The following is a 13,491-nucleotide window of genomic DNA, read 5'->3' as shown; positions in this document are numbered from 1 at the left end:
TGAAACGATCTCTCTCATGCCAGAGGCTCTTCCGCGATGGCTGATGCCAATGCCTTTTCTGTTTCACTTTCTGTTCTTTCTGTACCTTCTGTTCGTTCTGTTTCACCCGCGGTCTCGTCGATAAACGTTCGGACGACATCGCCATGATGCGCCGTCTCGAGTCTCTGGCATTCCATCTCTCCGCCACCGAATGTCCGGTCGAAGGCGAGGGCAGCGGCGTCGTCATGGCGAGTGCGGAGCCGCTGAGTCTATGCGGCGGGGTGGAGCCGCGGCAGGGCGCGGTGATCGATCGCCAGCACCCGCTGTCTGGCGAATGTGTCGCCGGGCGGGCGCTGGTCATCCCCCATGGAGGCGGGACTGCCGGCAGCGTGATGCTGTTGGAGGCAATTCATGCCGGACAGGCGCCGGCGTTGATCGTGCTCGATCGGATCGATGAGGTCAGCGTTCTGGCGGCCATCGTCGCCGAAGAGGCACTGTCACTGACGGTACCGGTCATCGTGCTGGACCCCGCGCGCTTTGCCCTGGCGCAGTCGGCGCATCTCATCACCCTCCATCGTGGCCGGCAACTGGTGGTCAGCGGCCCGCGTCTGGCGGGCCTGGCCAGCGTGACGGCCGGTGGGGCGCTCGGGCATGAGCCAGCGCCAACGACGGCGGCGAATGACGGCTTTGCCCTGTCGCCGGCGGATCGGCGCTGTCTTGCCGGTGAGGCAGGCCCGGCAGCCCAGGTCGCCATGCGCATCGTGGTGCGACTGGCGCGACTGCAGGGCGCAGTCGAACTGCTCGATGTGACTCGCGTACACATCGATGGCTGCCTCTACACGGGGCCGGCTGGGCTGGTCTTTGCTGAGCGTCTGGTCGAGTGGGGCGGGCATGTCTGCGTGCCGACGGCTGTCGAGACGCGCCTCGACAAGACCGTTTCGACAGTGGAAACGACCGGCGACTCACTGGCTGCGTCGACGGAGGCGACGGAACGACTCATCGAGCTTTGCCGGAAGCTCGGTGCATCGCCCGTTGCCAGCGCAGAGACTGCGCTGGAGCGCACGCCATTGCCATGGCCGCTCGCACTATGTGTCGCGTTGACTGGGCGGGCGCCGGCACTATTCGTCCACTGATCCCGCCACGTTCTCGTCGCTCAGCGGCTGGCGCTCCATTGGGCGGCTATCGCGTTGAGCTGTTCCGCCAGCGTTTCCGGCATCTCCATCGGCAGCAGATGGCCGTAGCCGGGGAATACCTCGAGCTTGCCCTGGGGCAGGTGCGGCATCACCTCCTTGCGCTGCGTATCCGGCGGTAGCGATGGATCCTTGTCGCCGACCAGCACCCAGGCCGGGTAGGGGAGTTTGCCGACGGCCTCGCGCCAATCTTCGGCGTAGGTCGTCGTCGGCCAGGCGCGCCACGCCGCCGGGTTGGCGTTGATCGCGTCCTCCACCGCCTGCTGGTAAAGCGTGGGAGCGAGCGAGACTTCGCTGGCGCCGTCGATGAACTGACGAGCCTGGGCTTCGCTGAAATCGAAGTCGAGCTGGAATCGATGCTCCTCGTCGCCGATCGACTGCGGCCCCGGCGGCGAGGGCGCGATCAGGACCAGCGCGCGCAGCCACGCCGGCCGATCGGCGGCGACGGTCATGGCGATGCGACCGGAAAACGAGTGCCCGACCAGGATGACGTTGTCGAGTCCGGCGGCTTCGATGCACTGCTCGACATGCCGGGTCATCGAGGCGACGTCGAATCCCGCCACCTCGCTGGCGCGGCCGAATCCCGGCATGTCCAGCGTGACGACCCGGCATCGCTCGTCGAGAAGCGGCAGGACCGCTTCCCACTCATGATGGGAACTGCCGAAAAAGTGCATCAGCACCAGCGTCGGGTCTCCCTGACCGCTATCACTGGCTATCGTCATCGAGGCTCTCCTTGAGGATCTGACTGAGACGTCGAAACATTCGACGAACTGCTCACAGCGTAGCGGGATCTGGACTGCTGTCAGGCTTTGGCGCCATTCGAAACGACGACCGGTCGCGACGTTCAGTAGAAGAGATGCCAGACGAGGGGCAGCACGACGGCGGTGAAGGCGCCGGTCAGGCTCATGCCCAGGGAGGCGAAAGCGCCGGCGACGCTATTGATCTCGAAGGCGCGGACCGTGCCCAGGGCATGACCGTTAATGCCCAGCGCCAGGCCGATCAGTCTCGGATCGCGAATCTGCAGAATCCGGCTCAACCACTCCACGCCAAAAATGGCCGTCACGCCCGTGGTTAGTAAGGCGCCCATCAGCAGTGCTCTGGAGCCGCCGAGCTCTTCGGCCAGGCTCAACGCGATGGGAGACGTTACCGATTTCGGCGCCAGCGAGGCGAGCACGTTCTCCGGCGCTCCCATGACGGCGGCGATGATCACCGCGTAGCAGGCGGCCAGCGTCGCCGACAGCGGCAGCGTCATCAGGATCGGCTTCCACAGGGCGCGAATCTGCGGCAACTGCTGATAGAGCGGCACGGCCAGCGCGACGGTGGCAGGCCCCAGCAGCAGCATCAGCCAGCTAGCCCCCCGGTTGTAGTCGTCCACGCCGATCGGCAACAGGGCGATGATCACGGCAATCATGATCGCCGCGATCAGCATCGGCGGGCACCAGCTGGGCCTGCGCATCAGCTTGAACAGGCGAATGCCGATGAAATAGGCGCCAAGGGTGAGCGTGATGGCGGCGATGGGCGACTCGAACCACTGCTGCGGTAGCTGGGCAAGTCGCCCGAGCCAGTCACTCATGGTCGGCGCTCCTCAAGTCGCTCTCGGCGGTACTCTGGGGCAGGTAGCGACGCATCAGCAGTAGACTCGACAACACGCTGAGCAGCGTGCCGACGATCAACGCGGTGAGAATTGCGGTCCATTGATCGGCAAATTGATCGGCGACAAAGAATATCTCGACGACACCGGGCATGATCAGTAGCGCCAGCATGGCGATCAGCGGCTGACTGATTCGAACGACGTCCGCATTCATCCCGCCGCGGTAGCCGAACCATAGCGTCAGCAGCAGCATGCCGATCACGCCGCTGGGCATGGGAATATGAAACAGTCGCACGAGGGCCTGGCCCAGCATCAGAAAGACGAGCAGCCACAGGAAACCGCGCAGAACGGACATCGCAGAAATCTCGGATCGCTGAAAGACGAGCATCATACCAAATGCGTCGTGCGGTTCCGGACGACATCTGCCCATGACGGGCGCTCAACACTTTCCCATGACGATTTTCAGCCGATGCCCGGATACGAAACGTGACAATCTAGCAAAGCCCCGCCAGGGCGTCCGGCGACGGGAACAGGCAGTGCAGAAATGGTGCATGGGCGTGAACTGCGACGCATTGTCGCTTATTCTTGGCGCAGATATGGCCACTGATCGAGGATTGCTGCGAGAGCGGAGGCCTGAAGCCGAGCGACGCGGCATGAAACGGCAGCGGATTTTGTTCGATAAATTTGTGCGATGAATTTGTTCAATGGATTTGTTCGATGGATTTGTGCAACGGACAAGCGCGTGGTCGGATCGGGTGGGCTGGTGATGCCTGAGGCTGATGCCAGCCTCTCGTGACGATACGCGGTAAAGCGACGCCAGGGCAGCCATTACCGGTTTGCCCTCTTTGGTAGAACGGGTAACCATCGCTGGTGGGCGGGAAGCGGTCGAGGTCGAGCCCCGCATGCCCCATCTTGAGTACAGAGGAAAAGCAACATGACCGATATCGCCAAGCTGCTGGGCAAGGAAGCGGATAGCCTTCTCGGCTATACCTGCACGGGTTTCAAGAAAGAGGACCTGTACCTGCCGGGACCCGACTTCGTCGATCGTGTGTTCTCCGACAACGATCGCAGCCCGCACGTGATGCGTAACCTGCAGACCCTGTTCAATACCGGTCGTCTCGGTGGCACCGGCTATCTCAGCATTCTGCCGGTCGATCAGGGGATCGAACACTCGGCCGGGGCCTCGTTTGCGCCCAATCCGATGTATTTCGATCCCAAGAACATCGTCGAACTGGCGCTGCAGGGCGGTTGCAACTGCGTCTGTTCGACCCTGGGCGTGCTGTCGTCCGTGGCGCGGCGCTATGCCCACAAGATCCCGATGATGCTCAAGCTCAATCACAACGAGAGCCTGACGTTGCCGGCGATGTACGAACAGACGATGTTCGCGCAGATCGAGCAGGCCCATAACATGGGCTGCATCGCGGTCGGTGCCACCATCTATTTCGGCTCCGAAGATAGCCGCCGGCAGATCCAGGAAGTCAGCGAAGCCTTCGAGCGCGCGCACGAGCTGGGCATGGTCACCGTGCTGTGGTCGTATCTGCGCAATCCGGAGTTCAAGAAGGACGGCACCGACTATCACGTCTCCTCCGACCTCACCAGCCAGGCGGTGCACCTGGCGGCGACCATCAAGGCGGATATCGTCAAGCAGAAGCTGCCGGAGAACAACGGCGGCTACAAGGCGATCGGTTTCGGCCATACCCACGATAAGGTCTACAGCGAACTGACCAGCGATCATCCGATCGATCTGGCCCGCTATCAGGTGGCCAACTCGTTCATGGGGCGCGCCGGGCTGATCAACTCCGGTGGCGGCGCCAAGGGCCATTCCGATCTGGGCGAGGCGGTGCGTACCGCGGTCATCAACAAGCGCGCTGGCGGCATGGGGCTGATTTCGGGGCGCAAGGCGTTCCAGAAGCCGCTGAAGGAAGGTATCGAACTGCTCAACGCGGTTCAGGACGTCTATCTCTCCAAGGACGTGACGATCGCTTGATCGTGACCGTCCGACGTTAGACGTTGGTTGTCAGCGGTAAAAGCCCGGCCTAGTGCCGGGCTTTTTTTCGCCTCGATATCAGGTAGTTGCTAAAGCTCGCTGGGTGCGACTTTGGTCGGGCGACTTAAGTTGAATTGTCTGACAAAGTCGCTTTCTCTACCTTGCAAGACGTGTTCGATGATAACGCTATCATCTAGATCTTACGGACTGTCATTGAGATCTTGCGAACGGTCATTTGGATCTTGCGGACTGTCATTTAAATCTTGCGGAAGAGCGGAGCAGTGGTTCGTGCTCCGGCCGTGAGACAACGGTATGAGGGAGACGCATCATGAAAGCGATTCTGAGCAAGACCTGCCTGGCCGTGCTGGCTACCGCCGCCATCGGCGTATCGGCCTCCGCCCAGGCCGCCGACGACTGCCCGATTCCGGGCAACCTGCGGGTGGTGATCGGTTCGACGTCGACCGGCGGGGATACCTATCAGGCCTCCAGCATGGTGGTCGACAAGCTGGCCGACCAGCTCGATATCAACGCCAAGGTCGACGCCGTCGGCGTCATGCCCGGCTTCCAGGCGTTGGAGCGTAGTCGCCACGGCAACACGATCATGATCTTTCACGATGGCGCCTACCTGGGCAACCTCTACGGCGTGAACGGCTATCCGAACATCTTCGACAAGTTCGTCGTGGGGCCGACGGTGGCGATCAATCCGGGTAATGCCTACCTGGTACCCAAGAATTCACCCTATCAGTCGATGAGCGACATCATCGAAGCGGCGGGTGAGGGCAAGAAAGTGAAGGTCGCCATCCAGCCGGGCGGCGTTTCCGAGATCGGCCTGACGGCAATGAAGAACGCTGTGCGTGCGAAGTATCCGGGCAAGGAGAGCAACCTCGTTGCGGTCAACACCGGCTCTCAGGCCGACAAGAACCAGCTTCTGTTCGACGGTGCGGTGGATGTGATCAACGGCTCGGTCCAGGCCAACGAGCAGTACACCCAGCTGCCCGAGGACGACCAGAAGGCCATGCGCTTCGTCTGGATCACGGCGCGGGAAAAGACCATCGCCGAGACCAACGAAGAAGGCATGGGTGACACCACGCGGGAGCAGTTGCTGCAGTACGTGACGCCGAAGTCCAGCGTGCCGATGAGTGAAGACGAGGACTTCACCTTCGATAAGGAATTCTTCCTTCTCTACAACAAGGATATGGATCCCGCTGCCATCAAGTGCATCGATAATGCGCTCGCTGAGGTCTATAAGGACGACGAGTTCAAGGACCAGCTGAAGCGTTCGTTCTTCGTGCCTGATTACAAGCCTTCCGAAGAAGCCGCCGGCTACCTGAAAGAGAAGAACGACGAGTACAAGACCATCATCAGCAATCTGAAAGGCTGATCCTGCCGCGTGCCGGTCGACCAGGGTCGTCGACCGGCACGACTTCGTTTCCACCACTGAGACTGCCGGCGACGATCCGGCGCAGGAGCCGCTTTCCATGGAAAGCCAATGGCTGTCGATGCTCGATGTGACTATCGACTTCGACCAATCGCATCTCTTTTTCCCCCGTATCATCACCTGGATCCTGGTCATCCTGCTGGCGATGATCGTGGTCACCCGCTACCGCTTGCTGGTACCGGGGCTCAAACGCGCAGGCCGCGTACTGGTCGGGCGCGAGGGCGAGTTCGATCACAAGCGTTTCTTCGGCACGCTGGCCCTGACGACGGCCTACTTCTATCTGATGAGCGTGCTGAGCGACGTGTTTCCCAACACCGGCTACAGCTTTCTGATCATGTCGGTGGCGTTCGTGTTTCTGTTGTCGCTGCTGTATGTCGATCATCTGACGCGGCGCCTGTTCGTCATTCTCGTGCTGAACGCGCTGATTGCGCCGACGCTGGCGTGGTACGTGCTGGCGCAGCTGTTCCGCATCACCTTGCCCTGATTTCTTAGCCCTGTCCGTCGGAGACTCGTCTCATGGATATCCTGTCTCATCTCACGCCGATGTTCTTCGGGCTGATCGCCGCGGGAACGTTGATCGGCATCATTTTCGGCGCGATCCCCGGCATGACCGCCACCATGGCGGTGGCCGTGTGTCTGCCACTGACCTACGCCTTCGGGCTCCAGAACGGCATCGCGCTGCTGCTGGGGCTCTACGTCGGCGGTATCTCGGGCGGCATGGTGCCTGCGGTATTGATCAACATCCCCGGTACGCCATCGTCGATCACCACCACGTTCGACGGCTACCCGATGGCCAGGCGCGGCGAAGGCGAGCGCGCGCTCAAGATCGGTATCGTCGCCTCGGTCTTCGGCGGGCTGTTCAGCGCCGCGGTACTGTTCTTCTTCGCCCCGGTGCTGGCGGACTTCGCGATCAAGTTCTCCTATGTCGAGAAGTTCCTGATCATCCTGCTGGCGTTGACGGTCATTGCTTCACTCTGCTCCAACATGCTGATGGGGATCTTCAGCGGCGTGCTGGGCGTCTGGTTGAGCCTGATCGGCACCTACTCGATCACCGAGGGCGGCAATGGCGAGCCGCGGTTGATGTTCGATTTCATGCAGTACTACCTGATCGATGGGTTCTCGCTGCTGCCGGTACTGATCGGCATCTTCGGTCTGACCACCGTACTGCTGGATGCCGAGAAAGGGTTCAAGGACGAGACCGGTCAGGGGCCGATATCGCTCAAGGGCGGCGCCAAGTTCAAGTTCAGCGTGTTCAAGGGCCAACTGACCAATCTGGTGCGCTCCTCGAGCATCGGTACCTTCATCGGAATCCTGCCGGGGGTCGGCGGTAGCGCCGCTTCGGTGCTGGCCTACAGCCAGGAGAAGAACTTCTCGCGGGACTCTTCCCAGATGGGCAAGGGCGCGCCGCAGGGGATCGTCTCTTCGGAATCGTCCAACAACGCGTTGACCGGTGGCGCACTGGTGCCATTGCTCTCGCTGGGCATTCCGGGGGATTCCACGACCGCGATCCTGATCGGTGCCTTCACGCTGCAGGGTATTCAGGTCGGGCCGCTGTTCATCGGCAACAACATCGATACCTGGTATCTGATGATCATCGCGCTGCTGGCGGCCAACGTGATGATGTTCGGGATCATGTACTTCGCGATCCGCCATATCGCCAAGGTGATCGAGGTACCCAAGTACATTCTCTATCCGCTGATCATCATGATGTGTGTGGTGGGCGCTTACGCCATCAACTACGGGATCATGTTCGATGTCTGGACACTGCTGCTGTTCGGTATTTTCGGCTGGGTCGCTCACAAGATCGGGCTGGAGACGGTACCGCTGATCATCGGCTTCATTCTGGGCAAGTCGGCGGAGGTCTACTTCGTCAAGAGCATCGAATCCTACGGCAATCTCTCGATCTTCTTCACCAAGAGTCCGATCGCGATGTTCCTGTGGGTGTTGATCGCGGTCTCCGTGGCATTCGCGATCTATCTGCGGGTGCGCAATCGCCGGCAGCCGACCGTCGAAAGCTGACGCTCCTGTCACGAAAAAGCGCCCATGTCATCGAGGATGGCATGGGCGCTTTGCGTCGGGACGATAGAGACTCAATCGGCGCTCAGTTTGCGCACTTGGTTGAGATTTTCCATCGTCGTTAGGCACGCCTCGGCGGCTTCGCGACCCTTGGTCAGGAAGTGCTCGCGGAAGAAGGTCGTGTGCGCTTCGTGCTCGTGGAAGTGATGCGGCGTCAGCACCGCGGAGAGCACCGGCACTTCCTGCTCGACCTGCAGCGCCATCAGCGCATCGATCACGGCGGTGGAGACGAAATCGTGGCGGTAGATGCCGCCGTCGACGACGAATCCGGAGGCGACGATCGCGGCGTAACGACCGCTCTTGGCCAGCAGCTTGGCCTGCAGCGGAATCTCGAACACGCCGGGCACGGTGAAGGTATCGACCTGATCGACGGCAAAGCCGCGTTCGGCGACGGTTTCCAGAAAGGCAGTGTGGCAGTTACCGACGATATCTCCGTGCCAGTCGGCGCGGATGAAGGCGATGCGTTGCGACAGCGTCTGGGGAGAGAGCTGCGGCGGATAGGACTGATTCATGGTCGTTTCCTGAACGTTGGTTAACCAGAATCAGGGCTGCGGATCCGCTTGGGGTCGGAGCTGGCGGGTAACAGCGTCGATCAATGGTAAAACATCGATAGCGACGGATGAACCGGCCGGATCGTCATTAGGTTTTCAAATCCTAGCAAGGGGAACCGTTCTCTTTCATCCGGACTATCACCGTCGGCTTCGGAATCTCACCGAATCTGCTGACCTCGTCGCGGTGACGCTGGTAAGACGACTGCGCCTGCGAATCGCTGCGTTGCGCGGTGCTCGAGAATTCGGCTAACAACCCGTTATGCCTCGTCCTCTGCGCGCCGTGCGCCTTGCGCTTCAACGGCTCGTCTGTCTTTCCAACGCCTCCGATAATCGGCGAGCGCTCGCGGGCTTAGGCGCGGGAGAGAGTCTCTCCCTTGACACCATCACCGCCGGTGGGGACTTTCACCCCGCCCTGAGAACCGACTGCGGCGAACCGCAATCCGCCGATAGTCTACGCCGTTCCTGGCTCCTGAGAAAGCCGGAGTCGGTGGTGCCTGTGGTATCGTTGGGCAGCCAAGCCGAGCCGAATTCGACCTTTTCAAACCGACTCGATCTTTTTCAAATCATGGAAGCGTGCATGAACGAGCGCAACGAGAACGCCGATATTGCCCTGATGACGGAAATTGCCACTCTCTATTACACCGAGGGGGAAACGCAGGAGGTCATCGCCAATCGGCTGGGGATCTCTCGGGTCAAGGCGGGGCGATTGCTCAAGCGCGCCCAGGCGGAGGGGATCGTCGATGTCAGGGTACGTCAGCATCCCGCCGTCAGTGCGGAAATCGAGCAGGCGCTCAAGCGGCGTTTCGGGATCAAGCGCGCCTTGATCGCGCTCGATCACGCCGAGTCCGATGGCCAGCGCGCCAACGTGGCGAGCCTGGTGGCCGATCATCTTTCCCGCCAGCTGAGCGAGGGGGCGATCGTCGCCGTCGGCATGGGCCGCAACGTGGGTGCGGTGGCGGACAACGTGTTCGAACAGGGTCAGCGCCAGTGTTCGTTCGTCTGCGCCATCGGCGGCTCGGTGCGGGCGGGGGAGTACATGAACCCCGACCACATCTGTCGCCGGCTGGCGATCAAGTTCGGCGGCGACAGCGAGACGCTCTACGCGCCGGCGCTGGTGCAGAATCTCGAGCTGCGCGACGCGATGTACGAAAACCCGACCATCCGCCAGACGCTGGACCGTGCCCGGCGCGCCGATCTCGCCCTGATCGGCATCGGCGATCTCAGCGAAAACAGCAACATGGTGCGGATGGGCTGGTTCACGCCCCAGGAGACGGCCGAGGCACGCCTCTCCGGCACGGTCGGCGACATGATGGGCTACGACTTCATCGACATCTACGGCCGCCCGTCGATGACGCCGATGCAGGGCCGCGTCATCGGCCTGACGATCACCGACCTGGCGCGGATTCCCGACGTCATCGCCATCGCCGCCGAGAATACCAAGGCGGCCGGCATTCTCGGTGCGCTGCGCACGGGTGTCATCGATACGCTGGCGACCAGCGTCACCAACGCTCACACCATTCTGCGTCTGGACGAAGCGACACGAATCGACGACAAGCCCGATTGAACGTTTTATGACCCCCGCAACGAAAAACGCCCGGCCATTCGATTCGAACAGGCCGGGCGCTTCGTTTCGAGCTTTCAGACGCTGAAAATTAACCCAGCAGCTTCTCGGCACGCGTGACGACGTTGTCGACGGTGAAGCCGAAGTGCTTGAACAGGTCGCCGGCCTTGCCGGATTCGCCGTAGGTCGTCATGCCGATGACATCGCCGTCGAGACCGACGTACTTGTACCAGGTCGACGGAATGGCCGCTTCCACCGCCAGACGCGAGCGGACCGCTTTGGGCAGCACGGACTCGCGATAGCTATCATCCTGCTCGTCGAAAGCGCTGGTGCACGGCATGGAAACCACGCGAACCTTCTTGCCCTTGCCTTCGAGTTCCTTGGCGGCGTCCATTGCCAGGCCCACTTCGGAACCGGTGGCGATCAGGATGAGTTCCGGCTTGCCGCCTTCGGCATCCTTCAACACGTAGCCACCGCGACGGATGTTCTTCAACTGAGCCTCGTCACGCGACTGTGCCGGCAGATCCTGACGCGAGAAGATCAGCGCGGTCGGACCTTTTTCACGCTTCAGACCCTCGACCCAGGCTGCCGTGGTTTCGGTGGCATCGCAGGGGCGCCAGGTGGCCAGGCCCGGCAGATTGCGCAGGTCGGCCAGCTGTTCGATCGGCTGGTGCGTGGGACCGTCTTCGCCCAGGCCGATGGAGTCGTGAGTGAAGACGTGGAGGATCCGGGTGTGCGACAGCGACGACATGCGCACGGCGTTGTGCATGTACTCCATGAACACCAGGAAGGTGGCGTCATAGGGAATGAAGCCGCCATGGGTGGCGATACCGTTGGCGATCGCGCCCATGCCGAATTCGCGCACGCCATAGTGCAGATAGCCGCCGTTGAAGTCGTCCTTGGTGATCGCCTTGGCGCCTTTCCACAGCGTCAGGTTGGACGGCGCCAGGTCGGCACTGCCGCCGAACAGTTCGGGCAGATCCGGCCCCAGTTCGTTGAGCACGCCCAGCGACGCCTTGCGGGAAGCGGTGGTCTCGGACTTTTCCTGCGCTGCCTTGATCAGGGCATCGCCGTCGAAGCTGGCCGGCAGCTCGCCGTTGTAGCGGCGCTTGAGCTCCTTGGCGAGTTCCGGATGGGCCTTCTCGTAGGCGGCCAGTTTCTCGTCGTACTCGGCTTCGCGCTTCTTGCCCTCGTCGCGCGCGTCCCACGCCTGGTAGTACTCGTCCGGGATCTCGAACGCCGGATATTCCCAGCCAAGCTGTTTGCGCGCGGCGGCGACTTCGTCTTCACCCAGCGCGGCACCGTGGCTCTCTTCCTTGCCGGCCTTGTTGGGCGAGCCGAAGCCGATCACGGTCTTGCAGATGATCAGCGAGGGCTTGTCGGTAACGCTCTTGGCTTCTTCGATGGCGGCACTGATCTGCTCGGCATCGTGGCCGTCGACATCGCGGATCACGTGCCAGTGGTAGGCCTCGAAGCGCTTGCCGGTATCGTCGGTGAACCAGCCTTCGACTTCCCCGTCGATCGAGATGCCGTTGTCGTCGTAGAACACGACCAGGTTGCCGAGGCCGAGCGTACCGGCCAGCGAGCAGGCTTCGTGGCTGATGCCTTCCATCAGGCAGCCGTCGCCGGCGAATACCCAGACGCGGTGGTCGACGATCTCGTGACCGTCACGGTTGAACTGCGCGGCCAGCGTGCGCTCGGCGATGGCCATGCCGACACCGTTGGCGAGGCCCTGACCCAGCGGACCGGTGGTGGTCTCGATGCCGGGTGTGTAGCCGTGTTCCGGGTGACCGGGGGTCTTCGAACCCAGCTGACGGAAGTTCTCGAGCTCTTTCATCGGCAGGTCGTAACCGGTCAGATGGAGCAGCGAGTAGTGCAGCATCGAGCCGTGACCGTTGGAGAGAATGAAGCGGTCGCGATCTTCCCAGTCCGGATTGGCCGGGTTGTGCTTGAGATGATCGTTCCACAGCACTTCAGCGATATCCGCCATGCCCATCGGCATACCGGGATGGCCGGAGTTGGCCTTCTGTACGGCGTCCATGGAAAGCGCACGGATGGCGTTGGCTAGCTGGCGACGAGATGGCATTGGCTTTCGAATCCCCTAGATCTTGGATAAATAATGGCGCGAGACGCGATCTGGCTCTCAGTTTGACACGACTAGACTCTCAGTTTGACACGACTACCTAGTGTAGCGCGGCTGGTCGGCCTCATACCGCTGACCTGTTTTGCACGTCTGACCTGTTTTGCACGTCTGACCTGTTTTGCACGTCTAACAAGTGCCGCGCAGCTGAATGAATCAGTGCCGCGCAGCTGATTCAAGTGTAGCGCGACTGACTAGTTTGATGTGAGCAGCGCGGCTTCGTTCACGATGGTCTCGAAGGCCGCCGGATCGTGGGCAAATCGACCCAGAAACAAACCGTCGACCTGTCCTGCCAACCGGGTCAATAGACCGGGGCCCGCGCTGCCGCCATAGATCACCGTAGCAGATGAATGCCGGGACAGGTGTTCGCGCAAGCCCTGACAAACCGCTGCAATGTGGGCAAGTGATGCCGGCTGTGCCGCGCCGATCGCCCAGTGCGGTTCGTAGGCAATCACCAGTTGCTGCGAGCGTTGTGCCGGCGTCGCCAAGGACAGCGCCGAATCGATCTGTTCGCGACAGTCGGCAATGGCCTCGAACGGATCGCCATGATCGGCCTCGCCGATACACAGCACCGGAACCAAACCGTGTTCCAGTGCCACCTGGGTCTTGGCGGCGACGACGTGGGCATCTTCTCCGAACAGACGCCGCCGTTCGGCGTGGCCGATCTCGACATATCGACAGCCCATTTCGGCCAGCATGGCACCACTCACCTCTCCAGTATAAGCACCGTGCGGCGACTGATACAGGTTTTGGCCGCCGACGCCGATGGGCGTATCGGCAAAACACTCGAGCACCGGTGGCAGGGCAGGGAAGCTGGGCAGCACGAAAAGCGACACCCGGCCATCCTGGATGGCCGGGTGAGGGGCAACCTTGTCAGCGATCTGGCGACACCAACTGACTGTCTGGGCGTAGCCGAAATACATCTTGAAACTGATACCCAAGGTGATCGGGAGTTTGGCCATGACGTTCTCGGGATAC

General features: G+C 61.6%; 12 protein-coding genes. 6 read left to right on the top strand and 6 right to left on the bottom strand.

What is annotated here, in order from left to right; translation table 11 throughout:
- Positions 1–143: 143 nt before the first annotated feature.
- Positions 144–1,112 carry an aconitase X gene (locus DOM58_RS11540; protein WP_110692981.1) on the top strand — a complete coding sequence of 323 codons (969 nt, stop codon included), beginning with the start codon at positions 144–146 and terminating at the stop codon, positions 1,110–1,112.
- Between the two features lie 20 nt (positions 1,113–1,132).
- On the opposite strand, the gene DOM58_RS11535 is transcribed toward DOM58_RS11540, so the two are convergent.
- The 3 genes from DOM58_RS11535 to DOM58_RS11525 all read right to left on the bottom strand — a co-directional run bounded on the left by DOM58_RS11535 (position 1,133) and on the right by DOM58_RS11525 (position 3,115).
- Complete coding sequence (locus DOM58_RS11535) at positions 1,133–1,891, bottom strand: alpha/beta fold hydrolase (RefSeq protein WP_110692980.1); 759 nt, start codon at positions 1,889–1,891, stop codon at positions 1,133–1,135.
- Between the two features lie 122 nt (positions 1,892–2,013).
- Positions 2,014–2,742 (bottom strand): LrgB family protein, encoded by a 729-nt coding sequence (locus tag DOM58_RS11530; RefSeq protein ID WP_110692979.1) that lies wholly within the window; start codon positions 2,740–2,742, stop codon positions 2,014–2,016.
- The gene (locus DOM58_RS11525; RefSeq protein WP_110693176.1) at positions 2,735–3,115 is read right to left on the bottom strand and encodes a CidA/LrgA family protein; all 381 of its coding nucleotides are present in this window, start codon (positions 3,113–3,115) and stop codon (positions 2,735–2,737) included. The genes DOM58_RS11530 and DOM58_RS11525 overlap by 8 nt, the downstream gene beginning before the upstream one ends.
- Before the next feature lie 579 nt (positions 3,116–3,694).
- Between DOM58_RS11525 and DOM58_RS11520 the strand changes: the two genes are divergently transcribed.
- From DOM58_RS11520 to DOM58_RS11505, 4 genes are all read left to right on the top strand, one after another.
- Positions 3,695–4,747 (top strand): class I fructose-bisphosphate aldolase, encoded by a 1,053-nt coding sequence (locus tag DOM58_RS11520; protein WP_075560700.1) that lies wholly within the window; start codon positions 3,695–3,697, stop codon positions 4,745–4,747.
- Positions 4,748–5,075: 328 nt separating this feature from the next.
- Entirely contained in the window at positions 5,076–6,128 is a 1,053-nt protein-coding gene (locus DOM58_RS11515; RefSeq protein ID WP_110692978.1) for a type 2 periplasmic-binding domain-containing protein, read from the top strand.
- A gap of 97 nt (positions 6,129–6,225) precedes the next feature.
- On the top strand, positions 6,226–6,669 hold the full coding sequence (locus tag DOM58_RS11510) for a tripartite tricarboxylate transporter TctB family protein (protein WP_075560702.1): 444 nt from the start codon (positions 6,226–6,228) through the stop codon (positions 6,667–6,669).
- Between the two features lie 32 nt (positions 6,670–6,701).
- On the top strand, positions 6,702–8,204 hold the full coding sequence (locus DOM58_RS11505; RefSeq protein WP_075560703.1) for a tripartite tricarboxylate transporter permease: 1,503 nt from the start codon (positions 6,702–6,704) through the stop codon (positions 8,202–8,204).
- 71 nt (positions 8,205–8,275) lie between these two features.
- Here the strand turns inward: DOM58_RS11505 and DOM58_RS11500 are convergent, their stop codons facing one another.
- The gene (locus tag DOM58_RS11500) at positions 8,276–8,773 is read right to left on the bottom strand and encodes a 6,7-dimethyl-8-ribityllumazine synthase (protein WP_110692977.1); all 498 of its coding nucleotides are present in this window, start codon (positions 8,771–8,773) and stop codon (positions 8,276–8,278) included.
- Positions 8,774–9,389: 616 nt separating this feature from the next.
- On the opposite strand from DOM58_RS11500, the gene DOM58_RS11495 reads away from it, so the two are divergent.
- Positions 9,390–10,376: a sugar-binding transcriptional regulator gene (locus DOM58_RS11495; protein WP_075560755.1), complete on the top strand. Its 987-nt coding sequence runs from the start codon at positions 9,390–9,392 to the stop codon at positions 10,374–10,376.
- 88 nt (positions 10,377–10,464) lie between these two features.
- Here the strand turns inward: DOM58_RS11495 and tkt are convergent, their stop codons facing one another.
- Positions 10,465–12,459, bottom strand: a complete 1,995-nt coding sequence (tkt, locus tag DOM58_RS11490) for a transketolase (RefSeq protein ID WP_110692976.1) — start codon at positions 12,457–12,459, stop codon at positions 10,465–10,467.
- A gap of 248 nt (positions 12,460–12,707) precedes the next feature.
- Positions 12,708–13,475 (bottom strand): triose-phosphate isomerase family protein, encoded by a 768-nt coding sequence (locus DOM58_RS11485; RefSeq protein WP_110692975.1) that lies wholly within the window; start codon positions 13,473–13,475, stop codon positions 12,708–12,710.
- Positions 13,476–13,491: the final 16 nt, after the last annotated feature.

The sequence above is a fragment of the Salinicola halophyticus genome (assembly GCF_003206695.1).
GTDB classification, from domain to species: Bacteria; Pseudomonadota; Gammaproteobacteria; order Pseudomonadales; family Halomonadaceae; genus Salinicola; species Salinicola halophyticus.
The sequence above is the reverse complement of the archived record's forward strand: the minus strand, read 5'-3'. Positions and strand labels throughout refer to the sequence as shown.

Bases quoted from the DNA above. Each gene is read 5' to 3' on its own strand.
- DOM58_RS11540 (WP_110692981.1), top strand. From the start codon at position 144: ATGATGCGCCGTCTCGAGTCTCTGGCATTCCATCTCTCCGCCACCGAA.
- DOM58_RS11535 (WP_110692980.1), bottom strand. From the start codon at position 1,891: ATGACGATAGCCAGTGATAGCGGTCAGGGAGACCCGACGCTGGTGCTG.
- DOM58_RS11530 (WP_110692979.1), bottom strand. From the start codon at position 2,742: ATGAGTGACTGGCTCGGGCGACTTGCCCAGCTACCGCAGCAGTGGTTC.
- DOM58_RS11525 (WP_110693176.1), bottom strand. From the start codon at position 3,115: ATGTCCGTTCTGCGCGGTTTCCTGTGGCTGCTCGTCTTTCTGATGCTG.
- DOM58_RS11520 (WP_075560700.1), top strand. From the start codon at position 3,695: ATGACCGATATCGCCAAGCTGCTGGGCAAGGAAGCGGATAGCCTTCTC.
- DOM58_RS11515 (WP_110692978.1), top strand. From the start codon at position 5,076: ATGAAAGCGATTCTGAGCAAGACCTGCCTGGCCGTGCTGGCTACCGCC.
- DOM58_RS11510 (WP_075560702.1), top strand. From the start codon at position 6,226: ATGGAAAGCCAATGGCTGTCGATGCTCGATGTGACTATCGACTTCGAC.
- DOM58_RS11505 (WP_075560703.1), top strand. From the start codon at position 6,702: ATGGATATCCTGTCTCATCTCACGCCGATGTTCTTCGGGCTGATCGCC.
- DOM58_RS11500 (WP_110692977.1), bottom strand. From the start codon at position 8,773: ATGAATCAGTCCTATCCGCCGCAGCTCTCTCCCCAGACGCTGTCGCAA.
- DOM58_RS11495 (WP_075560755.1), top strand. From the start codon at position 9,390: ATGAACGAGCGCAACGAGAACGCCGATATTGCCCTGATGACGGAAATT.
- tkt (WP_110692976.1), bottom strand. From the start codon at position 12,459: ATGCCATCTCGTCGCCAGCTAGCCAACGCCATCCGTGCGCTTTCCATG.
- DOM58_RS11485 (WP_110692975.1), bottom strand. From the start codon at position 13,475: ATGGCCAAACTCCCGATCACCTTGGGTATCAGTTTCAAGATGTATTTC.